Origin of the sequence: Streptomyces sp. NPDC002566 (assembly GCF_042889585.1) — a bacterium.
Classification (GTDB): Bacteria; Actinomycetota; Actinomycetes; order Streptomycetales; family Streptomycetaceae; genus Streptomyces.
This window is the reverse complement of sequence record NZ_JBIARD010000009.1, coordinates 19,054-43,807: the sequence shown is the minus strand read 5'-3', so window position 1 is coordinate 43,807 and position 24,754 is coordinate 19,054. Positions and strand designations below refer to the sequence as shown.

Below are 24,754 nucleotides of genomic sequence, written 5' to 3'. Positions count from 1 at the left end.
CTCCGTGAACCCCCACCCCCGGCCGCCCCTCTGCACAGACATGAGCCTCACCGGGACTCCGTTCCTCTGCACCCTGGTCGTCCTGTCCCTCGCCGCCGTCGCCCTGCCGCTGCTGCTGTGGTCGCGGTTGCGCGGGCCCAGGGCCGTGCGGGCCTCGGCCCGGGTGCTGATGCTGCTGTTCGCCCAGGGCACGGCCGTCGCCCTGGTCTTCGTGCTGGTCAACAACGCGAACAACCTGTACGACACCTGGGGCGACCTGCTCGGCACCGGCAGCCATGTGGAGCAGGCCGCCGACCTCGGCGCCGACGGCGCGGCGGGCATCGCGGCGGCACGGCTGCCCAGGGTCCGGCAGACCTTCGCCCAGGGCGACGGAGCCGGCATGCACGCGGCGGGCGGGGTGCGCGTCACCCAGCTCGAAGGCCGCGTCTCCGGCGTGAACGCCGAGGTCTACGTGTGGCTGCCGCCGCAGTACGACCAGCCCGCCTACCGGCACCGCGCCTTCCCCGTGGTGGAGCTGCTGCCGGGCTATCCCGGCTCGCCGAAGTCGTGGTTCGGGCCGCTCGGGGTGCACGAGCGGCTGCTGCCGCAGATCCGCGCCGGCGAGATCGCGCCGTTCATCCTGGTCGCGCCGCGCACCACGCTGCTGCCCGGCGTGGACACCGGCTGCGCCGACGTGCCGGGCACCGTCAACGCCGACACCTGGCTGAGCGTGGACGTGCCGAAGATGGTGACGGACAACTTCCGGGCCGAGCCGGCGCCCCGGGGCTGGGCGGTCGCCGGGTTCTCGGCCGGGGCGCACTGCGCGGTCGAGCTGGCCGTCGCCCACCCCGACCGCTACCGGGCCGCGGTGAGCCTGTCCGGCTACAACGATCCGGCGGGCGAGCCCTCATCCATGGCCGCGCAGGACCCGGCCCTGCGCCGGGCCACCGATCCCCTGCTGGTGCTGCGCAGGGCCGCCGAACCGCCCGCCGTCGCGCTCTACCTCTCCGGCCAGCCGCACGACGGCTACGAGGACGCCCTCGCGCTGCGGCGGGAGGCGAAGGCGCCGACGAGCGTGCACGTCGTGTGTCTGCCGAAGAGCGCGGGCGGTCACAACGCGACGCTGTGGCGGCCGCAGATCGTGCCGGCGTTCCGGTGGCTGACCGAGCAGATGGGCGAGCGCCCGGTCGGCGGCGCGAGGACGGCTCCCGCCGCTCCTCACTCGCCTCCCGCCGCTCCTCACTCGCCTCCCGCTACTCCTCACTCACCGTTGAGCGACGGTTCCACGCGCGAGGCGCTCGCCAGTGGAACCGCATCGCGAGCAGCCGCAGGACGAAGGCGGTGACGGCGGCCCCGCCGCTGGCCCACGGGCCGATGACGTCGTAGCGGATGCAGAGCACGACGATCGTGGCGCCGACGATCGCCGGCACCGCGTAGAGGTCGCGGTCCCAGCGCAGCAGCGAGGGCACCTCGTTGGCGAGGACGTCGCGCAGCACGCCGCCGCCCACGGCGGTGGCCAGGCCCAGGGCGGCGGAGGCGGTGAGGCCGAGCCCGTAGGCGTACGCCTTCGTCGTGCCCGTGACGCAGAACAGGCCGAGGCCGGCCGCGTCGAAGACGTTCACGCCGGTCTGGATGCGCTCCACGTGCGGGTGGAGGAAGATCACGAGGAGCGCGGCGAACAGCGGGGTGAGGAAGTACCCCAGATCCGTGAAGGCCGCGGGCGGCACCGCGCCGATGATCACATCACGGAAGATCCCGCCGCCCAGCGCGGTGACCTCGGCGAGCACGGCGATGCCGAAGACGTCGAAGTTCTTGCGGACGGCCAGCAGCGCGCCGGAGATGGCGAAGACGAAGATGCCGATCAGGTCGAGGGTGTGCTGGACGGAGGGGCTGAACATTTGCTGGAACACCCTGCCATTCTGACGCAGCACAGAGCCCCCGCCTTCCATTGCAAGGCGGGGGCTCGATGGTGCTTACTTCTCCTTGGAAGGCGTCTCCGCAGGCGGGGCGGGAGGCGTCGCCGGCTCCGCCTCGGCGGTCGTCGTCTCCTCCGTGAGGGACGCCACCGCCGCCGAGGTCTCCGCCGACTCCGCGAGCACCTCGTCGGCCACCAGCTCCGCCGCCTCCTTCGCAGCGGTCAGCAGGACGGTGTCCTGCGGGGCCTGGTCCGCGAAGTTCTCCGGGTGGTGGCAGGCGACCTGCTGACCGGGGCGCAGCTCGACGAGCTTGGGCTCGGTGGTCTTGCAGATCTCCGTCGCCTTCCAGCACCGGGTGTGGAACCGGCAGCCGGTGGGCGGCGAGATCGGCGAGGGCACGTCGCCCTTGAGCAGGATCCGCTCGCTCTTGGCGTCCTTGCGGCGGGGGTCCGGGATCGGCACCGCCGACATCAGCGCCTTGGTGTACGGGTGCATCGGCGACTTGTACAGCGCGTCGCGGTCGGCCAGCTCGACGATCTTGCCGAGGTACATCACCGCGATCCGGTCCGAGACGTGCCGGACGACCGAGAGGTCGTGCGCGATGATCACGTACGTCAGGCCGAGCTCCTGCTGGAGGTCGTCGAGCAGGTTGACCACCTGCGCCTGGATCGACACGTCCAGCGCGGACACCGGCTCGTCGGCCACGACCAGCTTGGGGTTGAGCGCGAGCGCGCGGGCGATGCCGATGCGCTGGCGCTGACCGCCGGAGAACTCGTGCGGGTAGCGGTTGTAGTGCTCGGGGTTGAGACCCACGACCGACAGCAGCCGCTGCACTTCCTTCCTGACCCCGCCCTCGGGCTCGACGCCCTGGAGCTTGAAGGGGGCGCCGACGATCGTGCCGATGGTGTGGCGCGGGTTCAGCGAGGAGTACGGGTCCTGGAAGATCATCTGCACGTCGCGGCGCAGCGGGCGCATGCCGCCGACGCCGAGGTGCGTGATGTCCTTGCCCTCGAACTCGATCTTGCCGCCGGTCGGTTCGAGCAGCCGGGTGATCAGCCGGCCCATCGTGGACTTGCCGCAGCCGGACTCGCCCACGACGCCGAGCGTCTCGCCGGAACGGACCTCGAAGTCCAGCCCGTCGACCGCGTGCACCGCGCCGACCTGCCGCTGGAGCAGGCCCTTCTTGATCGGGAAGTGCTTCTGCAGGCCGGTGACCTTCAGCAGCACCTCACCGTCGGTACGACGGTTCTCACCGGCCTGCGCGGGAATCGTCACCGCTTTGTCGTCACTCACAGCTTCGGCGCAATCTCTTCGGTCCAGATACGCTCCCGCTGCTCCTTGCTCAGGTGGCAGGCGGCCCAGTGCCGGCTGCCGACCTCGGCCAGCTCGGGGCGGACCGTGCGGGTGACGTCGTCCTTCGGGAGGTCAGCGTACGGGCAGCGCGGGTTGAAGGCGCAGCCGGACGGGACGTTGATCAGGGAGGGCGGGGAGCCCTTGACCGGGATCAGGCGTTCCTGCTGGTCGCGGTCGAGCCGCGGCATCGAGCCGAGCAGACCCCAGGTGTAGGGGTGGCGGGGCTCGTAGAACACCTTCTCGGCCGGCCCTCGCTCGACGCAGCGTCCGCCGTACATCACCAGAATGTCGTCGGCGAGTTCGGCGACGACGCCCAGGTCGTGGGTGATGACGATGACCGCGGAGCCGAACTCCTTCTGCAGGTCGCGGATGAGGTCGAGGATCTGCGCCTGGACGGTCACGTCCAGGGCGGTCGTCGGCTCGTCCGCGATGAGCAGCTCGGGGTTGTTGACCAGCGACATCGCGATCATCGCGCGCTGGCGCATACCGCCGGAGAACTCGTGCGGGTAGTTGTCCACGCGCTTGTCCGGCTGCGGGATGCCCACCCGGTCGAGCATCTCGATCGCCCGGCGCCGGGCGGTCTTCTTGTCGACGTCGTGGTGGATCCGGTACGCCTCCACGATCTGCTGGCCGATCGTGTAGTACGGGTGCAGCGCGGACAGCGGGTCCTGGAAGATCATCGCCATCTCGCGGCCGCGCAGCTTGCGCACGTGGTCCGGGTCGGCGCCGAGGAGTTCGGTGCCGTCCAGCCAGATCTCGCCGGAGATCTGCGCCTTGCGCTTGCCGTACTGGCCGGCGGTGTGCAGGCCCATGATGCCGAGCGAGGTCACCGACTTGCCGGAGCCGGACTCGCCCACGATGCCGAGGGTCTTGCCCTTCTCCAGCTGGAAGCTGAGCCCGTCGACGGACTTGACCAGGCCGTCGTCGGTCGGGAAGTGCACCTTCAGGTCGCGCACGTCGAGGAAGGCGGTCGGAGCCGGGGAGGACGGCGTGGGCTCGCCCACGGCCGCTCCGGTCTTGCTGAGTTCCGTCATGCGAGCCTCACTCGGGGGTCGATCACGGCGTACAGGACGTCCACCACGAGGTTGGCGATGAGCACCGCGAGAGAAGTGATCAGGACGACGCCCAGAATGATGGGCAGGTCCTGGTTCCTGATGGCGTTCAGCACGGCCTGGCCGAGGCCGGGGAGGCTGAACGTGGTCTCGGTGAGGATCGCGCCGCCGATGAGGGCGCCGAGGTCCATGCCGAGCATGGTCAGGATGGGCGTCATCGTGGAGCGCATGGCGTGCTTGCCGATGACGGTCTGCTCCTTGAGGCCCTTGGCGCGGGCGGTGCGGATGTAGTCCTCGCCGAGGATCTCCAGCATGTTGGCCCGGGTGATCCGGGCGTACATCGCCGCGTAGAGGAACGCGAGGGTGATCCAGGGAAGGATCATGCCGCCGAACCAGCCGCCGAAGCTGTCCTCCAGGGGCACGTACTGCGCGTTGAACCACTTCAGCCCGAAGGCGAAGACGGCCAGGCTCAGCATGCCCGTGAAGTAGATGGGGAGCGAGACGCCGGCGAGGGCGACGACCATCGCACCGCGGTCCCACAGGGTGCCGCGCTTGAGCGCGGACAGCACGCCCGCCGCGACACCGAAGATCAGCCACAGCACGGCGGCGCCGAGCGCGAGACCCAGGGTCACCGGGAAGCGGTCGGTCAGCACCGGCCAGACGGCCTGCTCACTGCGGAAGGAGTAGCCGAAGCACGGTGCGGCGCACTGGATGGTGTCCCCGCCGCCGGTGTAGGTGCGGCCGGCGAAGATGCCCTTGAAGAACTCCCAGACCTGGAAGTAGATCGGTTCGTCCAGGGACAGCTTCTCGCGCACGCCCGCGATGGCGGCAGGGTCGGCCTGCTTGCCCACGAAGCTCAGCGCGATGTCGACACCCGCCCACTTCGGGACGAGGAAGAAGATGCCGAAGACCACCATGATGATGACCACCAGCATCACTGCGGCGGCGAACAGCCGCCTGATGAGGTAAGCGAGCACAGCTCTCGGCCCGCCGCGGACGGCGGGCCACCGGGGGTTTCCCGATGGCCCGCGGTCACGCTGCGCCGGCCTTCACCTGCCTTTCGTGCCGTGTGGCGGGTGCGCCGGGTCTACTTCTGCGGGTTCTTCAGACCGAGGTTGACGAAGTCGTACTGACCGCTGTAGCCGTCGGTCGTGTAGACGTTCGCCAGGTTGTCCGAGCGCCAGTTGACGAACTTCTCGAAGACGAAGGGCAGGTAGTACGCGCCCTCCATCACCTTGTGGTTGATCTCCGTGGAGATCTTCTCCTTGCCGGCGTCGTCCAGCGTGTTCACGTACTGGTCGAACAGACCGTCGATGGTCTTGTCCTTGATGAGCGCGTAGTTGTTGTTACCGCTCTGCTGGATGTACTTGCTGTTCCACAGCGGCAGACCGAAGCCCTGCACGGACGGGAAGTCCGGGCCCCAGCCCATGATGATGATGCCGTACTTCTTCTTCTTGACGTTCTCGGGGCTACCGATGATGCCGGTGGTCTGCGAGCCGTCGAACTGGTCGATCTCGGCGGTGATGCCGACCTTCTTCAGCGAGGCCTGGAGCGACTGGGCGGTGGCCACCTCGACCGGCTTGTTGTTGCGGACCGCGATGGTGGTCGTGAAGCCGTTGGGCTTGCCGCAGGCCTTCAGGGCCTCCTTGGCCTTGGCCTCGTTGCCGCTCTTGTTGGCGCCGGCGATCTCGTACGGGTCGTACTTCTGGCCCTCGGCGCCCGGGACGGACGGCGGCAGCATGTTGGTGCCGATGTCGCCACCCGCGACGGGGCCGCCGCGCGCGGTCTGGAGCGAGACGTGGTCGGCGCCGTAGATGACGGCCTTGCGGCACTCGATGTTGTCGAACGGCGCGACGCTCTGCGGGAAGACCGCGTAGCGGACGTAGCCGGAGACCGGGTTGTCCAGGTTGCCCTTGTGCTGCTTCAGGGCGGTGGTGCGGCCCTGCGGCGACATGCCGGTCTGGTTGAGGTCCAGGTCCAGGTCACCGTTGAGCAGGCGCTGGTCCAGCTGGTTGGCGTCGGAGAAGAACTGGATCGTGATCTTGTCCGGGTAGGCCTTGCGGACCGGGTCCGAGGCCTGCTTCCACTGGTCGTTGCGGACCAGCGTCAGCGACTTGCCGGGGCTGTACGACTGGAACTTGTACGGGCCGGAGGAGAACGGCTTCAGCTGGTACTGGGCCTTGGTGTCCTTGTCCTGGCGGACCGGGGACGCGGAGATCAGGCCGAGCATCTCCTCGAAGTCCGAGTTGGCCTTCGGCAGCTTGAAGACGATGGTCTTGTCGTCCGGCGTCTCGATGGCCTTCAGGCCGAGCTTGTCCGCCGAGGTGTCCTTGTACGGGCCCTTGTAGGCGCCGGTGGGGTCCAGCACGTCCTTCAGGTACGTCGGGCCGCCGGACAGCACGTCCTGCGCCCACACGCGCTCGATGCCGTACTTGACGTCCTTGGAGGTGATCGGCTTGCCGTCCTCCCACGTCACGCCGTCACGCAGGGTGTACGTGTAGGTCTTGCCGTTGTCCGTCACCTTGGCGAGACCCGTGGCGAGGTCCGGGGTGAGCTCGGCGCCCGCCTTGCCCGGCTCGGTCTTGTTCGTGACGAGCTGACGGCTGTAGTACCGGGCGAAGTTCCACATCATGCCGTAGTAACCGCGCGTGGTGTCCCACGAGTCGGCGTCCTGGGCGGCGCCGAACTTCAGGGTCCCGCCCTTCTTGGCGAGCGAGGCCTGGGCGACCTTGTTGTTCGCGGCGTCGAAGCCGGCGGCGCCGTTCTTCGAGCCGCCGCCGTCGTTGTCTCCGCCTCCGCACGCCGCCGTGGTCAGCAGCGCGGCGACCGCGGCGGCAGCGGCAAACGCCTGCTTCCGCCGCCCTGAGGTGCGTTCGGTAGTCACGATCTCGGATCCTCCGGATAGATGAGAGCCCCCGTGTGAGACCACGGGACAGTCAGTGGGTGCGGCGGTTCAGCGGGATGCCTTCGGGTCGAGCGCGTCCCGGACGCCGTCGCCGAAGAGGTTGAAGGCGAGCACGGTGATGAAGATCGCCACACCCGGGACCACCATGTACATGGGGTCGGACTCGTAGTAGTCGATCGCGCTGGAGAGCATCTGCCCCCAGGAGGCGGTGGGCGGCTTGACGCCCACGCCGAGGAAGCTGAGCGCGGCCTCGGTGAGGATGTTCGTGGGGATCATCATCGTGGTGTAGACGATGATCGGGGCCACGAGGTTGGGCAGCAGCTCCTTGAAGAGGATGTACAGCCGGCCGGCGCCCAGCGAGCGGGCGGCCTCGACGTACTCGCGCTCACGCATCGACAGCGTCTGGCCGCGCACCACTCGCCCGATGTAGGGCCAGCCGAAGAACCCGATGACGAGGATCATCACGAAGACGCGCACGTTGGAGCCGGTCAGGCCCAGCAGGTTGCTCGGCATCACGGAGACCAGCGCGATGATGAACAGCAGCTGCGGGAAGGCGAGCAGACCGTCCATCACCCGGCTGACCAGGGAGTCGACCCAGCCGCCGAAGAAGCCGGCGAGGATGCCCAGGACCGTGCCGAGGATCACGGCGACGACGGCGGACAGGAAGCCCACCAGCAGGGAGATGCGGGCGCCGTAGAGGATGCGGGCGAAGATGTCGCGGCCGTTGACGGGCTCCACGCCGAGCAGGTGCTCACCGCTCACGCCGCCGAGCGAGCCCGTGGGGGTGCCGAACAGCGGGTCGATGAGGTTCTCGTGATACTCGTTCGGGTCCTGCCCGAGCGCGCCGGTGATGACCGGGGCGAGCAGGGCGACCACCACGAGGAAGAGCACGATGATGCCGCCCGTGAGAGCGAGCTTGTCCCGCTTCAGGCGCTCCCAGGCGATCCGGCCGAGGGAGCGACCCTGTACGGCCTTCGTGCCGGAAGCGGCGACCGCAGCTTCCTCGACCGGGCTCGGGGCCGCTTCCGCGGTCGGCTCGTGCAATGGTGCCGTCATCTGGCAGGGACCCCTCTCAACCGGCGGTAGCCGGCCCGCACTTGCCGCTGTAGCGGCGTGATCAGTCCGTTCGTGTGCAGGGGTGAAGCACCCACCCCTGGAGCGGGAGTCTTCAACGCTTTGGCGATCTGTTGCCAGACTTGGCAGGAAAAGGATGCGTAAACGTGATGCGGTCAGAGGGATTCCGTTATCCGGACGGTGGGTAATGACTGCCGGACGGGGGCGAATGCGGACATATGCGCATTGATGGGTCTCAACTGCCGCTATCTACGCGCGAAGAAGGTCGGTGCCTCCCCGGCGGGAACACGCTGGGTGAGGGGTGGGCGCCGAGTCAGAAACGGCCGGCAGGAGGATAGCCGTAGCCCGCCGCGGACGCCTGCGAGGGGGCGACGGGGGCCGTGGCGTGGGCCTCGCGGTCGTAGAACGGGCGGGCGTGGACGCGCATCCACATCACCACCGGGTCGTGGTCGTCGGTCATCGCGACCGTCGACACCGGCAGCCCCTCCGGGACCGCGCCGATCGACTGCTGCATCATCGCCCGCACCGCGTCCACGGCCGGCGGGGACGTGTCGTACACGTCCAGCCCGATGACGAGGTACGGCGCGCCCAGGGCCGGCTGGACCCAGGCGCGGCGCAGTGAGCGCAACGCCGGTGTGCGGTGGGCGTTCTGCGCGAGGAGGGCGTAGAACTGCGGGACCTCGACGCCCGGTTCGGACAGCCGCAGCGGGCCGGCCGGCTGGCGGTCCAGGCCGGTCGCGATGCGGCGCAGGTCGAGCCAGGGGATGCCGACGCCTCCGCCGGGAGCGTGCGGGTTGAGCCAGAGGCCGTGGTGGTCCGGGTACAGCGTGCGGGCCACGTCGAGGCCGTCGACCACTTCGTACGACCTGTTCCAGCCGCTGGCCGAGAGTTCCTGGGCGGAGGTGACGCAGGGGGCGTAGCCGTGGCCTTCGACGTCCATCGTGCCGTATTGGGCGTCCGGGGAGCCGGCCTGGCCCTGCCACAGCAGCATCCACACCTGGCCGGTGGTCGGGGTGGCGAGGGCGCGCAGGAGCGCCTCGTAGGCGTCGTAGCGCCCGGGCGTCACCTGGCGCAGCATGTGCTCGACCTGTCCGGTCGCGATGCCGCTGGCGCTCACCTGTACCGCCCCTTCGATTGGTTGGCCACATTTCGTGGGGACCAGCTTAGGTGGCTTCGCCGACAACGGGTGCCCATCGGGTGTCGGTTGTTGGGGCGGGGCCCCGGGCGGCGGGGTGGGGCTCGCCGTTCGGCGGGTGCGGGTTGACCCCTGCGGGTGCGGGTTGGGGGGGCTGGGTGCGCAGTTCCCCGCGCCCCTGGGTGGGGACGGGCGCCCTGGGGGTCAGGGGGCCGGGGGCCCCTCACCCCTGCGGGTGCGGGTTGTGGGGGCTGGGTGCGCAGTTCCCCGCGCCCCTGGAGTTGGGCCGGGCGCCCTGGGGATGAGGGGGGCGGGGACCCTCACCCCTGCGGGTGCGGGTTGTGGGGGCTGGGCGCGCAGTTCCCCGCGCCCCTGGGTGGGGCCGGGCGCCCTGGGAGTGAGGGGCCCGGGGTCCCCGCGCCCCTGGAGTTGGGCCGGGTGCCCTGGGTGCGTCAGCGGGTGTAGAAGGGGCGGACGTTTTGTTTCAGCCATGTGGCTACCGGGTCGTCCGTGACGTCCAGGAGGACCAGGTTGACCGGCCAGTGGGTCGGGGTGGTGGTCAGGGCCCGGCCGAGGGCTTCCAGGGGAAGGGTCCTCAGGTCGCCCTCCCACTGGGAGAGTTCGACGCCGACGAACATCACCGGGTCGGCCGTCTCGATCGCCGCGAGGCAGCGGCGGGCCGTGACGACTACGCCGATCGCCTCGAACTCGGCCGACGCGGCGGACAGGAAGTCGATCGGGTCGTCCTGCCAGTCGGGTTCGAACAGGCGGACCCGGCCGCCTGCGGCGGGGCCGTCCAGCGGGGTGCGGCCGGCCCGGCACAGCTCGGCGACGGCGCCGGGCGGCAGCGGGACGCCGACCACGCCCTCGGGGTTGACCGCGATGCCCACCTGCGGCGGCAGCCCGCGCGCGAACTCCACAGCCGGGGCGATGGTGTACGACATGTGCGAGCCGGCGACCTGGCGGAACTGCTCCTCGGAGCTGAAGACGGGCACGTAGGCCTGGCCGTCGAGCTCCAGCGTCGGCAGGTCCAGAGGGCCGCTGTGCGGGCCGCCGCCGCTGGGCAGCGGGATCCACACGAAGCTGCGGCTGAGCACCTCCACGATCCGCGCGCCGGCCCCGGGCACGCCGAGGGAGGCGGACAGCGCCTCCTCCAGCTCGTTGCCGGGCCATCCGCCGTGCGAAGGGGGGTGCGCCTGTGCCGGGAAACCCGCGGAGAAGTCCGCCGGGAAGTCCGCCGGGGGGAATTCCATCTGCCTACCGCCGCCTGCCGAGAACCACTGGTGCCAGAAAAGGCTAACGGGTACCGCCACCCCACCCCGGCCCCGCGGGACATCTCAGCCGGTGAAGTCGATGCGGCGCAGCGTGTCCGCCGCGGCGCGGTCCAGGAGGACGGCCGAGCCGCAGCCTGCGGGCAGCCGGCCCTTCTCCACCGCGCGCAGCAAGCGGGACGCGGCCCGCCGGTGGCGCAGGAAGGCGTAGCGGGAGACCCCGCGCCCCCGCTCCCGCTGGCCTTCGAGCGCGGTGTCCACGGTGACGTCGAGCAGCAGCAGATGCAGCGTGCCCCCGCGGCGGCGGGCCTCGCGGGCCAGCCAGTTCCGCACCCAGGCCTGCGTACCGCAGTCGTGCACGACCACCCCCTTGCCCTCGCGCAGCGCGCGCCGCAGCCCCGCGTAGTGGGCGAGGCGGACGAGGGGACGGTAGAGGGCGTACGGCAGCGCGCGCGGCATCCGCGCGTCCCAGCGGTCCCGGGTGTCCTGCGAGTCGACGCGGTGGCCCTTGACCGTGCGCCGCATCAGGGTGGACTTCCCGCTGCCGGGCAGGCCGGTGACCACGACCAGGTCGCGGGGGCCGAACAGCAGGCCGTGCGGGCTGCGGCCGGCGCGGGCGCGCAGGTCGCGGACGACGGGAGCGGTCCGGGAGCCGCAGGCCGCTCCGGCGGGCGCCGCGGGCTGCGCCGGCACGGCGAGCGCCGAGGTGGTCGCGTAGGCCGAGGTGGTCACGTACGCCGTGGTCCTGTTCACCGTGGTCGTCCTCCCCTGGGGTCCGACAAGTCTTCTCCCCGTCGAGCGTAAAGAGAAGGTAATGCGCGGTGTCTTCCGATTTCGTGCACGTACCGCCACAAGCCGGTTACAGATGCGGCCTGCCCTGACCGGGGCGAGCCGTGCAATGATGGCCGCGCCAACTGCATACCGGCCGTTTGAATCCGCGCGGGAGAGTTCCCGGCGGCGCTCGTCCAGAGCGCCGGCCCGGGGCGCCGAAGGAGCAAGTCCCTCCCTTGAATCTCTCAGGCCCCGTACCGCGCGGGCGAGGCACATCTGAAAAGCGGGCCGGCCCCTCGTAGGGGGGCGGCTCCACCCAAGGTGCAAGCCATGGTCACCCCGTCGTACGGATGGCCTTCATGGCGAACCTCTCAGGTTCCGATGACAGATGGGGAGGAACGACCTCGCCAGTCTTGCCTTGGGAGACGAACGCCCGATGAGCAGCACCCCGCTCCGCCATACCGCCCTCGACGCCCTGCACCGCTCGCTGGGCGCGACCATGACCGACTTCGCCGGCTGGGACATGCCCCTGCGCTACGGCTCCGAGCGCGACGAGCACAACGCCGTGCGCACCCGGGCCGGTCTCTTCGACCTCTCGCACATGGGCGAGATCACGGTGACCGGTCCGGCCGCGGCCGCCCTGCTGAACTTCGCGCTGGTCGGCGACATCGCCTCCGTCGGCGTGGGCCGCGCCCGCTACACCATGATCTGCGTGGCGGACGGCGGCATCCTCGACGACCTCATCGTGTACCGGCTGGCCGAGACCGAGTACATGGTCGTCGCCAACGCCTCCAACGCCCAGGCGGTGCTGGACGCCCTGGTGGAGCGGTCCGCCGGCTTCGACGCCGAGGTCCGCGACGACCGGGACGCCTACGCGCTGCTCGCCGTCCAGGGCCCGGAGTCCCCCGGCATCCTCGCCTCCCTCACCGACGCCGACCTCGACGGTCTGAAGTACTACGCCGGACTGCCCGGGACGGTCGCCGGGGTGCCCGCGCTGATCGCGCGCACCGGCTACACCGGCGAGGACGGCTTCGAGCTGTTCGTGAAGCCGGAGCACGCGGTCGAGCTGTGGCAGGCGCTGACCAAGGCGGGCGAGGGCGTCGGCCTGATCCCGTGCGGGCTGTCCTGCCGGGACACCCTGCGCCTGGAGGCGGGCATGCCGCTGTACGGGCACGAGCTGTCGCTGTCGCTGACCCCCTTCGACGCCGGGCTCGGCCGGGTGGTGAAGTTCGGCAAGGAGGGCGACTTCGTCGGGCGCGAGGCGCTGCTGGCGGCCGCGGAGCGCGCCGAGGCGAGCGCGCCGCGCGTGCTGGTCGGCCTGGTCGCCGAGGGCCGCCGCGTCCCGCGCGCCGGGTACGCCGTGGTCGCGGGCGGCGAGGTGATCGGCGAGGTCACCTCCGGCGCCCCCTCCCCCACCCTGGGCAAGCCGATCGCGATGGCGTACGTCGACGCCGCGCACGCCGCGCCGGGCACCGAGGGCGTGGGCGTGGACATCCGGGGCAGCCACGAACCGTACGAGGTCGTGGCCCTGCCGTTCTACAAGCGCCGCAAGTAGTCACCGGGCGCCTCGCGCGAGGTCGCATCCACCGGCGTGACCCCGCGCACATTTCACCGCCCACCAGCGGTTTCCCCCGTCATCCAGCCATCAGCACTCCCCCGCGTACAGGAGAATTCAGGCCATGAGCAACCCGCAGCAGCTGCGTTACAGCAAGGAGCACGAGTGGCTGTCGGGCGCCGAGGACGGCGTCTCGACGGTCGGCATCACGGAGCACGCGGCCAACGCGCTCGGCGACGTGGTCTTCGTCCAGCTCCCCGAGGCCGGCGAGACGGTCACCGCGGGCGAGACCTGCGGCGAGCTGGAGTCGACCAAGTCGGTCAGCGAGCTGTACTCGCCGGTCGACGGTGAGATCGTCGCCGTCAACCAGGACGTCGTCGACGACCCGTCGCTGGTGAACTCCGCCCCCTTCGAGGGCGGGTGGCTCTTCAAGGTACGGGTCACGGGCGAGCAGGAGGAGCTGCTCTCCGCCGACGAGTACACCGCCTACACCGCCGGCTGAGGAGTCGTAGACGCATGTCTGTCCTGAACACGCCCCTGCACGAGCTCGACCCCGAGGTCGCCGCGGCGGTCGACGCCGAGCTGCGCCGCCAGCAGTCCACGCTGGAGATGATCGCCTCGGAGAACTTCGCTCCGCTCGCGGTCATGGAGGCGCAGGGCTCGGTCCTGACCAACAAGTACGCCGAGGGCTACCCGGGCCGCCGCTACTACGGCGGCTGCGAGCACGTCGACGTGGCCGAGCAGATCGCGATCGACCGGATCAAGGAGCTGTTCGGCGCCGAGTACGCCAACGTCCAGCCGCACTCGGGCGCCTCCGCCAACCAGGCCGCCCTGTTCGCGCTGGCCCAGCCCGGCGACACCATCCTGGGCCTGGACCTGGCGCACGGCGGCCACCTCACCCACGGGATGCGGCTGAACTTCTCCGGCAAGCAGTTCGACGTGGTCGCCTACCACGTGGACGAGGCCGGGCTGGTCGACATGGCCGAGGTGGAGCGGCTGGCCAAGGAGCACCGCCCGAAGGTGATCATCGCGGGCTGGTCGGCGTACCCGCGGCAGCTGGACTTCGCGGAGTTCCGCCGGATCGCCGACGAGGTCGAGGCGTACCTGTGGGTGGACATGGCGCACTTCGCCGGCCTGGTGGCCGCGGGGCTGCACCCGAACCCGGTCGAGTACGCGGACGTCGTCACCTCCACCACGCACAAGACGCTGGGCGGCCCGCGCGGCGGGATCATCCTGGCGAAGAAGGAGTTCGCCAAGAAGCTGAACTCGTCCGTCTTCCCGGGCTTCCAGGGCGGTCCCCTGGAGCACGTGATCGCGGCGAAGGCGGTCTCCTTCAAGGTGGCGGCGAGCGAGGAGTTCAAGGAGCGCCAGCGGCGTACCGTGGACGGCGCCCGCATCCTCGCCGAGCGCCTGACGGCCGCGGACGCCCGTGAGGCCGGGGTCAACGTCCTGTCGGGCGGCACGGACGTGCACCTGATCCTGGTGGACCTGCGGGAGTCCGAGCTGGACGGCCAGCAGGCGGAGGACCGTCTCCACGAGGTGGGCATCACGGTCAACCGCAACGCCGTCCCGAACGACCCGCGGCCCCCGATGGTCACCTCGGGTCTGCGGATCGGCACGCCGGCCCTGGCCACGCGCGGCTTCACCGCCGAGGACTTCGCCGAGGTCGCGGACGTGATCGCGCAGACGCTGAAGCCCGCCTACGACGCCGAGGCGCTGCGGGCGCGGGTCGTCGCCCTGGCCGAGAAGCACCCGCTGTACCCCGGTCTGGGGAAGTAGTTCCGTAGTTCCATCGTTTTCCGGCGGCCGCCCCGCGCACTCGTGAACGGGCGTGCGGGGCGCCCGGCGGAAGACTTCTGCACCACCCTGTATGGAGGAGTTCCCGTGGCCATCTCGGTCTTCGACCTGTTCTCGATCGGCATCGGCCCGTCCAGCTCCCACACGGTCGGCCCGATGCGGGCGGCGAGCATGTTCGCCCGCCGGCTGCGCAACGAGGGCCTGCTGTCCTCGGTCGCCTCCGTCCGCACCGAGCTGTACGGCTCCCTGGGCGCCACCGGCCACGGCCACGGCACCCCCAAGGCCGTGCTGCTCGGCCTGGAGGGCGACTCGCCGCGCACGGTGGACGTGGAGACGGCGGACGAGCGCGTGGAGGCGATCAGGTCGGCCGGCCGCATCCGGCTCCTGGGCGAGCACGAGATCCCGTTCGCCTACGACGACGACATGGTCCTGCACCGCCGCGAGACGCTCCCGTACCACGCCAACGGCATGACGCTGTGGGCCTACGGCGAGCGGGGCGAGGAGCTCCTGACCAAGACGTACTACTCGGTCGGCGGCGGTTTCGTGGTCGACGAGGACGCGGTCGGCGCCGACCGCATCGTGCTCGACGACACGGTCCTGAAGTACCCCTTCCGCACGGGCGACGAGCTGTTGCGGCTGGCGCGGGAGACGGGCCTGTCGATCTCCTCGCTGATGCTGGAGAACGAGCGGGCCTGGCGGACCGAGGAGGAGATCCGCGAGGGGCTGCTGGAGATCTGGCGGGTGATGCAGGCCTGCGTGGCGCGCGGCATGTCCCGCGAGGGCCTCCTGCCCGGCGGCCTGCGCGTCCGCCGTCGCGCCGCCATGACGGCCCGTCAACTGCGGGCGGAGGGCGACCCGTTGGCCCACTCCATGGAGTGGATCACGCTCTACGCGATGGCGGTCAACGAGGAGAACGCGGCCGGCGGACGGGTGGTCACCGCCCCCACCAACGGCGCGGCCGGCATCATCCCCGCCGTCCTGCACTACTACATGAACTTCGTCCCCGGCGCGGACGAGGACGGCGTGGTCCGCTTCCTCCTCGCGGCGGGCGCGATCGGCATGCTCTTCAAGGAGAACGCCTCCATCTCCGGCGCGGAGGTCGGCTGCCAGGGCGAGGTCGGCTCGGCCTGCTCGATGGCCGCGGGCGCGCTGGCGGAGGTCATGGGCGGCTCGCCCGAGCAGGTGGAGAACGCGGCCGAGATCGGCATGGAGCACAACCTGGGCCTGACCTGCGACCCCGTGGGCGGCCTGGTCCAGATCCCCTGCATCGAGCGCAACGGCATGGCCGCGGTGAAGGCGGTCACCGCCGCCCGCATGGCGCTGCGCGGCGACGGCTCGCACAAGGTGTCCCTGGACAAGGTCATCAAGACGATGAAGGACACCGGCGCGGACATGTCCGTGAAGTACAAGGAGACGGCCCGGGGCGGACTGGCGGTCAACATCATCGAGTGTTGAACTCCATCGGGTGATGTGGGCGGAGGGGGAGGTTCCGGGGTGGGGGGAGCGGGCATCAGACAACTCCCTCACCTCCCCCAGCACTTCAGGAGTGCACCATGCTCCGAGGCATCGACGTCAGCGCGTACCAGTCGTCCGACTACCGTACGGACGGCCTCTCCTTCGTCTTCGTCAAGGCGACGGAGGGGCGTACGTACGTCAACCCCAAGCTCGCCGCCCAGACCAAGACCGCGCGTGAGGCCGGACTGGTCGTGGGGTTCTACCACTTCCTGTGGCCCGGGAACCTCACAGAGCAGGCGGAATACTTCGTCGCCAAGGCCCCCGACCGGCCGGGCGACATCCTCGCCGTCGACTGGGAGACCACCGGCGGCGGGACCTACGCGACCAACGCCGAGAAGGACAGCTTCATCCGCAAGGTGAAGGCCCTCCGGCCGGACAACCGCGTGATCCTCTACTGCAACCGGCACTTCTGGCTGAACGTCGACACCACGTCGTACGCCGGGGACGGGCTGTGGATCGCCGACTACGGCACGGCCGGCAAGCCCAGGATCGAGGCCCCGTGGCGCTTCCACCAGTACACCGACGACCCCGTGGACACCAACGTGGCCCGGTTCGCCGACCGGGCGGCGCTGCGGGAGTGGGCCGCGGGCGACTGAGCGCGCCCACTCCCGTGGCCGTTCGTCACTTGCTGAGGTAGCCCCAGAACTCGTCGAACGACAGGAGCTTGTCGCCGTTGAGGTCACGGCTGGCGATGACGGCCTCGGCAACCGACTCGGTGACGTTCCAGTCGCCCTGCTGGGCGAGGGCGGTCTTGAACTCGGCCGCGGTGATGAAGCCGTCACCGTCCGTGTCGATCCGCTGGAACTGCTTGCGTGCTTCTTCGATGTCGACCACCGGGTCCGCCCCTTATTCCGTAGCTTTGCTGTCGTACTGACGCAGGTCAGGTTAACGGCCCGAGTGGGCGCCCCGTGCGGCGGCCACCGGCGACGCGAGGAGCGGGGCAGTGGAGACGTTGCGGGACATAATCGACGCGGCGGCGCGGGGCGTCTTCCCGCCGGCCGACGGCGGCACGACGGTCGTGCCGCAGCACTCGGCCCGGGACGCCGGGGTGCTGTGCTTCACCGCGCACTCCGTCGTCTTCACGGACGAGGACCCCCGCTGGGTGCGTGAGACGCTCGCGGCCCTCCACTGCGACGCGCTGGCCGCGACCATGAACCCGCTCTTCCTGGCGGCCTTCATGGAGCGCACCGGCCGCGCCTGCGACACCGTCGACGCGCTGCTCGTCGGCCCGCCGCTGCCGGGTGAGCCGGCCCTCGCGCTGAAGGAGATCGAGGACGCGTCGCATCCCCGGGTGCGCTACGCGCGCCGCCGCCGTGACGACGTGCGCGTCTGGTCCGCGGACGGCGGGATGCTGGCGATGGGCCGCGGGGTGGGCGGACGGCTGGAGGTGTCGGTGGAGGTGAACACAGCGGACACACGGGACACATCGGACACAGTAGACACAGCGAACGCCGACGCGCGCCGCCGCGGGCTCGGCCGGGCCCTGGTCACCGCGGCGCGGCAGATCGCCGGTGAGCCGCTGTGGGCGCAGATCGCGCCGGGCAACGCGCGCAGCATGCGGGCGTTCCAGGCCGCCGGGTACGTCCCGGTGGGGTCCGAGGCGCTCCTCCTGGCCCGCTGAGGGACGCGCCGCCCGCGGGTTCAGGTGAGGACGCGCAGGAGGAGCACCGAGCGGGCCGGGACCGTCAGCGGGACCGCCGAGGGGTGCGAGGTCAGCGGCGGGCGGGACTGGTCCTCGGTCGAGGTGTCCAGGACGAGTTCGTAGCGTTCGGCCCAGGGCGGACCGGGCAGGACGAAGGGGGCCGGGCGGTCGCCGGCGTGCAGGACGGCGAGGAAGCTGTCGTCGGTGATCGGCGCGCCCCGCTCGTCGCGGCCCGGGATGTCCCGGCCGGAGAGGTACATGCCCAGCGTGGCCGCGGGGGCGTACCAGTCCCGTTCCGTCATCTCCGTGCCCCGCGGGGTGAACCAGGCCAGGTCGCGCAGCCCGTCCACCGAGTGGGGCCGGCCGGAGAAGAACGCCCGGCGGCGCAGCACGGGGTGGTCGTGCCGCAGGGAGATCAGCCGTGAGGTGAGGTCGAACAGGTTCTTCCAGCCCGGGTCCTCCAGCAGCCCCCAGTCGACCCAGCTGATCTCGTTGTCCTGGCAGTACGCGTTGTTGTTGCCCCGCTGGGTCCGCCCCATCTCGTCGCCCGCGACCAGCATCGGCACGCCCGTCGACAGCAGCAGCGTGGTCAGCAGGTTGCGCAGCTGGCGGCGGCGCAGGGACCGTACGCGTTCGTCGTCGCTCTCGCCCTCCGCGCCGCAGTTCCAGGCGCGGTTGTCGTTCGTGCCGTCCCGGTTGCCCTCGCCGTTGGCCTCGTTGTGCTTGCGCTCGTAGGACACGAGGTCGCGCAGGGTGAACCCGTCGTGCGCGGTGACGAAGTTGACCGAGGCGTAGGGCCGCCGGCCGCCCCAGGCGTACAGGTCGCTGGAGCCCGAGAGGCGGTAGCCCATCTCGCGGACGTCGGGCAGCGCGTGCCGCCAGAAGTCCCGGACGGCGTCGCGGTAGCGGTCGTTCCACTCCGTCCACAGGGGCGGGAAGGCGCCCACTTGGTAGCCGCCGGAGCCGACGTCCCAGGGTTCGGCGATCAGTTTCACCCGGCGCAGCACCGGGTCCTGGGCGATCACCGCGAGGAACGGGGAGAGCATGTCGACGTCGTGCATGGAGCGGGCCAGCGCCGCCGCGAGGTCGAAGCGGAAGCCGTCGACGCCCATCTCCGTGACCCAGTAGCGCAGCGAGTCGGTGATCAGGCGGAGCACCTGCGGCTGGACCACGTGCAGCGTGTTGCCGCAGCCGGTGTAGTCGGCGTAGCGGCGGGCGTCCGACTGCAGGCGGTAGTAGCCGCGGTTGTCGATGCCTTTGAGGGACAGCGTCGGGCCGAGCTCGCCCGCCTCGGCTGTGTGGTTGTAGACCACGTCGAGGATGACCTCGATGCCGGCCGCGTGCAGCGCCCGCACCATCCGCTTGAACTCGCCGACCTGCTGCCCCCTGGTGCCGGACGCGGCGTAGGCGGCGTGCGGGGCGAAGTAGCCGACGGAGTTGTAGCCCCAGTGGTTCTTCAGGCCGCGGCGCAGCAGATGGTCCTCGTGGGCGAACTGGTGGACGGGCAGCAGCTCGACGGCCGTGACGCCCAGCTTCACCAGGTGCTCGATCGCGGCGGGGTGCGCCAGACCGGCGTAGGTGCCGCGCAGTTCCTCGGGGATCGCCGGGTGCCGCATCGTGAAGCCGCGCACGTGCAGTTCGTAGATGACGGAGTCCGCCCAGGGCGTCTTGGGCCGCCGGTCGTCGGCCCAGTCGTCGTCGTCATGGACGACTACGCCCTTGGGGACGAAGGGCGCGGAGTCCCGTTCGTCGCGCACGGTGTCGGCGACGTGCTGCTCGGGCCAGTCCCGCACATGCCCGTACACCTCGGGCGGCAGCGCGAACTCGCCGTCCACCGCGCGCGCGTAGGGGTCCAGGAGGAGTTTCGCCGGGTTCCAGCGCCCGCCGGTCCACGGGTCCCAGCGGCCGTGCACCCGGTAGCCGTAGCGCTGGCCGGGCATCACGCCGGGGACGAAGCCGTGCCAGATCTCGTGGGTCAGCTCGGTGAGGCGGGCCCTGGTCTCCCGGCCCTGCTCGTCGAAGAGGCACAGCTCGACCGCCTCCGCGCCGGCCGCCCACAGCGCGAAGTTGGTGCCGGCGACGCCGTCCGGGCCGACCCGGAAGCGGGCGCCCAGCGGTGTGGACGCGCCCGGCCACACCGGCACGCCCGGCGTCCCCCGCCGTCCCCCGTTCACGACGGCGGACGCGGCGGTACGCCTCTCGGCCACCGCCTCCTGCTCGGCTGCGCTGGACACCGTTGCGCCTCCCGCGGCTCGTGGAACGACGGTGGCCCCGGGGCGTACGGCGTCCCGGCCGCGGCTCCCCGTAGCGTCGTCCTCCCCCCTGTTCTGCCCAGACCATGCCTCGCACTCACGTTTCCCCGGAGCGTGCCCCGTCGTTGGGTATCGCGTGAGGCACGTACAACGGCGCGCGCGGCGCGCGGGGGCCGCGCTGGCCGCCGTACTGACATGGGCAGGACTGCTGGTCGGCGCGGCCGGCTGCACCGGGGAGGGCGGCCGCGGCGGCCCTGACCTGACGCAGGGCAAGGCGCCGCCGGCGAGGGACGTCATCCGCGTCACCCCGCAGGACGGGGCACGGGCGGTGCGCCCCGGCAAGGAGCTGCGGGTGCGGGTGACGGAGGGGCGGCTGGAGTCGGTGAAGGTCGTCAAGTGGCAGGACGCGCGGGAGACGCCGGTGCCGGGCGGGCTCTCCGCCGACGGCCGCAGCTGGAGCCCCCGCGACGCGCGGCTCGGGCTCGCCGCCCGGTACACGGTCGACGCGGTGGCCGTCGACGGCAAGGGCCGCCGCTCGGCCCGGCACACCGCCTTCACCACCTTCGTCCCCGAGGAGCGCTTCATCGGCTACGTCACGCCGGAGAACCGCTCCACCGTCGGCACCGGGATGATCGTCTCCCTGGAGTTCAACCGGGAGATCGCCGACCGGGCCGCCGTCGAGCGCGCGGTCCAGGTCACCGCCGAGCCGGACGTCGACGTCCGGCCGCACTGGTTCGGCGACAGCCGGCTGGACTTCCGCCCCGAGACGTACTGGCAGCCCGGCACCCGGGTGAGCGTCGCGCTGCGCTTCCGTGACGTGGAGGCCGCGCCGGGGGTCTACGGGCTCCAGGACAGGACGTTCTCCTTCACCGTCGGCCGGCACCAGGTCTCCCGCGTCGACGCCGCCGCGCACACCATGGAGGTGCGGCGCGAGGACGAGCTGATCGCCACCGTCCCCGTCACGGCCGGGGCGCCGAAGACGACGACGTACAACGGCAAGATGGTGGTGACCGAGATGCTGGAGCTGACCCGGATGAACGGCGCCACGGTCGGCTTCAAGAAGAAGGACGGCAAGAGCGAGTACGACATCCCGGACGTGCCGCACGCCATGCGGCTGACCAGCTCCGGGACGTTCCTGCACGGCAACTACTGGGCGCCGGCGGACGCGTTCGGCACGGTGAACCTCAGCCATGGCTGCGTGGGCCTCCGGGATGTCAAGGGCGGCGGTTCCGACACCCCGGCGGGCTGGTTCTTCGACCGCAGCCTCGTCGGCGACGTCGTCGAGGTCGTCAACAGCAAGGACAAGACGGTCGCGGCGGACAACGGGCTCGGCGGCTGGAACATGGACTGGGAGGAGTGGACGGAGGGCAGCGCGGTGGAGTGACGGCGCCCCCGGCTCGGCGATCCCGGTGATACCGGCGACGTGATCTCCCCTCCCTGACGCGCCGCGCGTTCCCCGCCCCCGTTTCGGGAACCTTTCCTCCCAAGGTCGAAGTTGGGACGGAACGGTGACAGACGGGGGCCGCCAGGGCCGTTGACCTTGTGGTTAATATGCGGCCAGCGCGGGGGACGCGCCGGTGCGCGGGCCTGACCGGCCCGGGGGAGGGGAAGAGAAAAGTGAACATGCGACCGATATCGGGGGCATCGGTTGGCAGGCGCTCAGGCGGCCGCGACAAGCGGCTGGCGCTGATCGTCGGGGGGCTGATGCTGGCCGTCACGGCCTGCGGCGGGGGCGGGGACTCCGGCTCGGAGAAGCCGAAGGCCGACGGGGGCTCCGGTTCGGCCACCGCGCAGGGCGCGCAGTCGGAGGCGGTCGTGAGCATCGCCCCGAAGGACGGCGCGAAGGACATCGACACCAACGGCACGCTGAAGGTCACCGCCGCGAAGGGCAAGCTGACCGAGGTCGTCGTCAAGGACGCCAAGGGCACGGCGATACCGGGCGCGATCTCCGCGGACGGGGCCGGCTGGACGCCGAGCACGCATCTGGCGGCCGCCACCAAGTACCAGGTGCACGCCGTGGCGAAGGACGCCCAGGGCCGTACGGCCGCCGAGGACGCGAGCTTCACCACGCTGACCCCTCAGAACACCTTCGTCGGCGCCTTCACGCCGGAGGACGGTTCCACGGTCGGCGTCGGGATGCCGTTCTCGGTCAACTTCACGCGGGGCATCACCAAGCCCGCGGACGTCGAGAAGGCCATCACCGTCAAGACCGAGCCGCCTGTGGACGTCCAGGGCCACTGGTTCGGCAACGACCGGCTGGACTTCCGCCCGGAGAAGTACTGGAAGGCCGGCACCAAGGTCACGGTGAAGATGAACCTCAACGGCGTCGAGGGCCGTGAGGGCGTCTACGGCAAGCAGACCAAGACGGTCTCCTTCACCATCGGCCGCAACCAGGTCTCCGTGGTGGACGTCGACAAGCTGACCATGCAGGTCACCCGCGAGGGCAAGACCGTCAAGACCATCCCGGTCACCACGGGCCAGCCCGGCATGGAGACCTGGAACGGCCAGATGGTCATCAGCGAGAAGCTGACGGTGACCCGGATGAACGGCGAGACGGTCGGCTACGGCGGTGAGTACGACATCAAGGACGTCCCGCACGCCATGCGGCTGACCACCTCCGGGACCTTCATCCACGGCAACTACTGGGGCGGCGACGCGTTCGGCAACCGCAACGCCAGCCACGGCTGCATCGGTCTGCGCGACGTGCGCGGCGGCTACGACGGCGGGGTGCCGGCCGCGTGGTTCTTCAAGAACTCGATGATCGGCGACGTGGTCGTCGTGAAGAACTCCAACGACGAGGTCGTGTCCCCGGACAACGGCTACAACGGCTGGAACATGTCGTGGGCGGAGTGGAAGAAGTAAGCCTCCGGCAGACCCCGGCCCCCCCCGGCCGCCGATGTGACCCGCCGCCGCCCTCGCACCCGTTAGTCACCGTTAACCTGCTCGCATGACCGTGAATCTCGAAGTCGCCGAGGGCGTCGGCACCATCCGCCTCGACCGCCCGCCCATGAACGCGCTGGACGTCGCCACCCAGGACCGGCTCAGGGAGCTGGCCGAGGAGGCGACCCGTCGTGACGACGTGCGGGCCGTCGTCGTCTACGGCGGCGAGAAGGTGTTCGCGGCGGGCGCGGACATCAAAGAGATGCAGGAGATGGACCACACGGCGATGATCCTGCGCGCCCGCGCGCTGCAGGACGCCTTCACCGCGGTGGCCCGGATCCCCAAGCCGGTGGTGGCGGCCGTGACGGGCTACGCGCTGGGCGGCGGCTGCGAGCTGGCGCTGTGCGCGGACTTCCGGATCGCCGGCGACAACGCGAAGCTGGGCCAGCCGGAGATCCTGCTCGGTCTGATCCCCGGCGCGGGCGGCACCCAGCGGCTCGCCCGGCTGGTCGGCCCGTCCAAGGCGAAGGACCTGATCTTCACCGGCCGGATGGTGAAGGCGGACGAGGCGCTGAGCCTGGGCCTGGTGGACCGGGTGGTCCCGGCCGACGAGGTGTACGCGCAGGCGCACGCGTGGGCGGCGAAGCTGGCGCAGGGCCCGGCGATCGCGCTGCGTGCGGCGAAGGAGGCGATCGACACGGGCCTGGAGACGGACATCGAGACGGGTCTCGCCGTCGAACGGAACTGGTTCGCGGGCCTGTTCGCCACGGCGGACCGCGAGATCGGCATGCGGAGCTTCGTCGAGGAGGGGCCGGGCAAGGCGAAGTTCCTGTGAGGCGAGCCGTGTGATCGCGCGGTCCACCGGATTACGGGAACCTTAAGGGAGCCTTAAGCCTGTCTTGTCCGGGGAGCCGGGGGCCTGCTTCCCGGCCGGTCGTCGCGGCAGGTGGACGCGGGTTTCCCCCGACCCCGTCCACCTTCGGCGCATCCCGGGAGCACCCTTCGGAACACTGCCCTCCAGGGGGTGTATTCCTTGGGAACCACCTCGGCGCCCGCGCCGGACGGCCATGATGGGGGGCATGGCGGGGCTGGAGGGTATCGATCAGCCGCGGGGGGACGGTCGCGTGGCCGCGGCGCGCTGGTCGCCCGCGGTCGTGGACGAACGGGCGCTCAACGCGGTGGAGTTGTTCGGCGACCCGACCGAGGCGGAGGTCCAGCTGCCGTCCCGTCCCGAATCCGCCGCCGCCGCCCGCCGACTCGTCCAGGTCATCGTCCTGCGCCGCTGGCAGCTCACCCCGAGGATGACCGAGGACGCCGTACTGCTCGCCTCGGAACTCGTCGGCAACGCCGTGCGGCACACCGGCGCGCGGGTCTTCGGCCTCCGGATGCGCCGCCCGCGCGGACGGATCCGCGTCGAGGTCCGCGACCCCTCGCGCGGGCTGCCCTGTCTGATGCCGGTGCAGGAGCTTGACGTCAGCGGCCGGGGCCTGTTCCTCGTCGACAAGCTGGCCGACCGCTGGGGGGTCGATCTGCTGCCCCGGGGCAAGACGACGTGGTTCGAGATGCGGGTCGCGGACCACTGAGCCCGGGACCACCGCCAGGCCGTTCGCATGGTCGAACGCGCAGGTCGTAGGACTATCGCACGATCGCGTTCCGG

22 protein-coding genes and 1 riboswitch are annotated in these 24,754 nt (G+C 70.9%); of the genes, 11 read left to right on the top strand and 11 right to left on the bottom strand.

From position 1 onward, the window contains the following. Positions 1-40: 40 nt before the first annotated feature. The gene (locus tag ACFYXA_RS30520; RefSeq protein ID WP_352250051.1) at positions 41-1,324 is read left to right on the top strand and encodes an alpha/beta hydrolase-fold protein; all 1,284 of its coding nucleotides are present in this window, start codon (positions 41-43) and stop codon (positions 1,322-1,324) included. On the opposite strand, the gene ACFYXA_RS30515 is transcribed toward ACFYXA_RS30520, so the two are convergent. The 9 genes from ACFYXA_RS30515 to ACFYXA_RS30475 form a co-directional block, all read right to left on the bottom strand. Further along, positions 1,233-1,889, bottom strand: coding sequence for a trimeric intracellular cation channel family protein (locus ACFYXA_RS30515; RefSeq protein WP_130443306.1), 657 nt, complete (start codon positions 1,887-1,889; stop codon positions 1,233-1,235). The two genes, ACFYXA_RS30520 and ACFYXA_RS30515, sit on opposite strands and share 92 nt — an antisense overlap. A gap of 63 nt (positions 1,890-1,952) precedes the next feature. Next, positions 1,953-3,170, bottom strand: a complete 1,218-nt coding sequence (locus ACFYXA_RS30510) for an ABC transporter ATP-binding protein (RefSeq protein ID WP_389039299.1) — start codon at positions 3,168-3,170, stop codon at positions 1,953-1,955. A 14-nt stretch (positions 3,171-3,184) separates the two neighbouring features. After that, a complete protein-coding gene (locus ACFYXA_RS30505; RefSeq protein WP_389038977.1) occupies positions 3,185-4,282 on the bottom strand; it encodes an ABC transporter ATP-binding protein in 1,098 nt (365 codons plus the stop codon). Continuing rightward, positions 4,279-5,277 (bottom strand): ABC transporter permease, encoded by a 999-nt coding sequence (locus tag ACFYXA_RS30500; RefSeq protein WP_130443312.1) that lies wholly within the window; start codon positions 5,275-5,277, stop codon positions 4,279-4,281. The genes ACFYXA_RS30505 and ACFYXA_RS30500 overlap by 4 nt, the downstream gene beginning before the upstream one ends. A 110-nt stretch (positions 5,278-5,387) precedes the next feature. Further along, on the bottom strand, positions 5,388-7,184 hold the full coding sequence (locus ACFYXA_RS30495; protein ID WP_352250057.1) for an ABC transporter substrate-binding protein: 1,797 nt from the start codon (positions 7,182-7,184) through the stop codon (positions 5,388-5,390). 69 nt (positions 7,185-7,253) lie between these two features. Continuing rightward, complete coding sequence (locus ACFYXA_RS30490; RefSeq protein ID WP_130443316.1) at positions 7,254-8,261, bottom strand: ABC transporter permease; 1,008 nt, start codon at positions 8,259-8,261, stop codon at positions 7,254-7,256. A 331-nt stretch (positions 8,262-8,592) separates the two neighbouring features. After that, positions 8,593-9,396: an enhanced serine sensitivity protein SseB C-terminal domain-containing protein gene (locus tag ACFYXA_RS30485; RefSeq protein WP_352250060.1), complete on the bottom strand. Its 804-nt coding sequence runs from the start codon at positions 9,394-9,396 to the stop codon at positions 8,593-8,595. Between the two features lie 470 nt (positions 9,397-9,866). Then, on the bottom strand, positions 9,867-10,667 hold the full coding sequence (locus ACFYXA_RS30480) for an enhanced serine sensitivity protein SseB (RefSeq protein ID WP_352250062.1): 801 nt from the start codon (positions 10,665-10,667) through the stop codon (positions 9,867-9,869). An 84-nt stretch (positions 10,668-10,751) separates the two neighbouring features. Next, on the bottom strand, positions 10,752-11,438 hold the full coding sequence (locus ACFYXA_RS30475; RefSeq protein ID WP_352250064.1) for an AAA family ATPase: 687 nt from the start codon (positions 11,436-11,438) through the stop codon (positions 10,752-10,754). A gap of 177 nt (positions 11,439-11,615) precedes the next feature. Further along, positions 11,616-11,726, top strand: a riboswitch (glycine riboswitch). Positions 11,727-11,892: 166 nt separating this feature from the next. Between ACFYXA_RS30475 and gcvT the strand changes: the two genes are divergently transcribed. The 5 genes from gcvT to ACFYXA_RS30450 all read left to right on the top strand — a co-directional run bounded on the left by gcvT (position 11,893) and on the right by ACFYXA_RS30450 (position 16,919). After that, the gene (gcvT, locus tag ACFYXA_RS30470; RefSeq protein ID WP_351098914.1) at positions 11,893-13,011 is read left to right on the top strand and encodes a glycine cleavage system aminomethyltransferase GcvT; all 1,119 of its coding nucleotides are present in this window, start codon (positions 11,893-11,895) and stop codon (positions 13,009-13,011) included. Between the two features lie 124 nt (positions 13,012-13,135). Further along, the gene (gcvH, locus tag ACFYXA_RS30465; RefSeq protein WP_130443324.1) at positions 13,136-13,513 is read left to right on the top strand and encodes a glycine cleavage system protein GcvH; all 378 of its coding nucleotides are present in this window, start codon (positions 13,136-13,138) and stop codon (positions 13,511-13,513) included. Positions 13,514-13,527: 14 nt separating this feature from the next. Then, positions 13,528-14,790, top strand: coding sequence for a serine hydroxymethyltransferase (gene glyA / locus ACFYXA_RS30460; protein WP_352250067.1), 1,263 nt, complete (start codon positions 13,528-13,530; stop codon positions 14,788-14,790). Positions 14,791-14,895: 105 nt separating this feature from the next. Then, entirely contained in the window at positions 14,896-16,263 is a 1,368-nt protein-coding gene (locus tag ACFYXA_RS30455; protein ID WP_389038966.1) for an L-serine ammonia-lyase, read from the top strand. A gap of 98 nt (positions 16,264-16,361) precedes the next feature. Continuing rightward, positions 16,362-16,919 (top strand): glycoside hydrolase family 25 protein, encoded by a 558-nt coding sequence (locus tag ACFYXA_RS30450; protein WP_352250071.1) that lies wholly within the window; start codon positions 16,362-16,364, stop codon positions 16,917-16,919. A gap of 25 nt (positions 16,920-16,944) precedes the next feature. Here ACFYXA_RS30450 and ACFYXA_RS30445 read toward each other — a convergent pair whose 3' ends face one another. Then, entirely contained in the window at positions 16,945-17,157 is a 213-nt protein-coding gene (locus ACFYXA_RS30445) for an EF-hand domain-containing protein (RefSeq protein ID WP_130443332.1), read from the bottom strand. A gap of 109 nt (positions 17,158-17,266) precedes the next feature. Here ACFYXA_RS30445 and ACFYXA_RS30440 point away from each other — a divergent pair, with 109 nt between their 5' ends. After that, positions 17,267-17,944, top strand: a complete 678-nt coding sequence (locus ACFYXA_RS30440; RefSeq protein ID WP_389038961.1) for a GNAT family N-acetyltransferase — start codon at positions 17,267-17,269, stop codon at positions 17,942-17,944. A 20-nt stretch (positions 17,945-17,964) separates the two neighbouring features. Here the strand turns inward: ACFYXA_RS30440 and glgX are convergent, their stop codons facing one another. After that, positions 17,965-20,199 (bottom strand): glycogen debranching protein GlgX, encoded by a 2,235-nt coding sequence (gene glgX, locus ACFYXA_RS30435; protein ID WP_352250075.1) that lies wholly within the window; start codon positions 20,197-20,199, stop codon positions 17,965-17,967. Positions 20,200-20,353: 154 nt separating this feature from the next. Here glgX and ACFYXA_RS30430 point away from each other — a divergent pair, with 154 nt between their 5' ends. The 4 genes from ACFYXA_RS30430 (at position 20,354) to ACFYXA_RS30415 (ending at position 24,680) form a co-directional block, all read left to right on the top strand. Beyond that, entirely contained in the window at positions 20,354-21,601 is a 1,248-nt protein-coding gene (locus ACFYXA_RS30430) for an Ig-like domain-containing protein (protein WP_389038957.1), read from the top strand. 233 nt (positions 21,602-21,834) lie between these two features. Continuing rightward, a complete protein-coding gene (locus tag ACFYXA_RS30425) occupies positions 21,835-23,079 on the top strand; it encodes an Ig-like domain-containing protein (protein WP_389038954.1) in 1,245 nt (414 codons plus the stop codon). Positions 23,080-23,164: 85 nt separating this feature from the next. Then, positions 23,165-23,932, top strand: coding sequence for an enoyl-CoA hydratase/isomerase family protein (locus ACFYXA_RS30420; RefSeq protein ID WP_130443342.1), 768 nt, complete (start codon positions 23,165-23,167; stop codon positions 23,930-23,932). A 244-nt stretch (positions 23,933-24,176) separates the two neighbouring features. Further along, on the top strand, positions 24,177-24,680 hold the full coding sequence (locus ACFYXA_RS30415) for an ATP-binding protein (RefSeq protein ID WP_352250083.1): 504 nt from the start codon (positions 24,177-24,179) through the stop codon (positions 24,678-24,680). Positions 24,681-24,754 lie beyond the last annotated feature (74 nt).

Bases quoted from the DNA above. Each gene is read 5' to 3' on its own strand.
- ACFYXA_RS30520 (WP_352250051.1), top strand. From the start codon at position 41: ATGAGCCTCACCGGGACTCCGTTCCTCTGCACCCTGGTCGTCCTGTCC.
- ACFYXA_RS30450 (WP_352250071.1), top strand. From the start codon at position 16,362: ATGCTCCGAGGCATCGACGTCAGCGCGTACCAGTCGTCCGACTACCGT.
- ACFYXA_RS30480 (WP_352250062.1), bottom strand. From the start codon at position 10,667: ATGGAATTCCCCCCGGCGGACTTCCCGGCGGACTTCTCCGCGGGTTTC.
- ACFYXA_RS30420 (WP_130443342.1), top strand. From the start codon at position 23,165: ATGACCGTGAATCTCGAAGTCGCCGAGGGCGTCGGCACCATCCGCCTC.
- gcvT (WP_351098914.1), top strand. From the start codon at position 11,893: ATGAGCAGCACCCCGCTCCGCCATACCGCCCTCGACGCCCTGCACCGC.
- ACFYXA_RS30415 (WP_352250083.1), top strand. From the start codon at position 24,177: ATGGCGGGGCTGGAGGGTATCGATCAGCCGCGGGGGGACGGTCGCGTG.
- glyA (WP_352250067.1), top strand. From the start codon at position 13,528: ATGTCTGTCCTGAACACGCCCCTGCACGAGCTCGACCCCGAGGTCGCC.
- ACFYXA_RS30490 (WP_130443316.1), bottom strand. From the start codon at position 8,261: ATGACGGCACCATTGCACGAGCCGACCGCGGAAGCGGCCCCGAGCCCG.
- ACFYXA_RS30505 (WP_389038977.1), bottom strand. From the start codon at position 4,282: ATGACGGAACTCAGCAAGACCGGAGCGGCCGTGGGCGAGCCCACGCCG.
- gcvH (WP_130443324.1), top strand. From the start codon at position 13,136: ATGAGCAACCCGCAGCAGCTGCGTTACAGCAAGGAGCACGAGTGGCTG.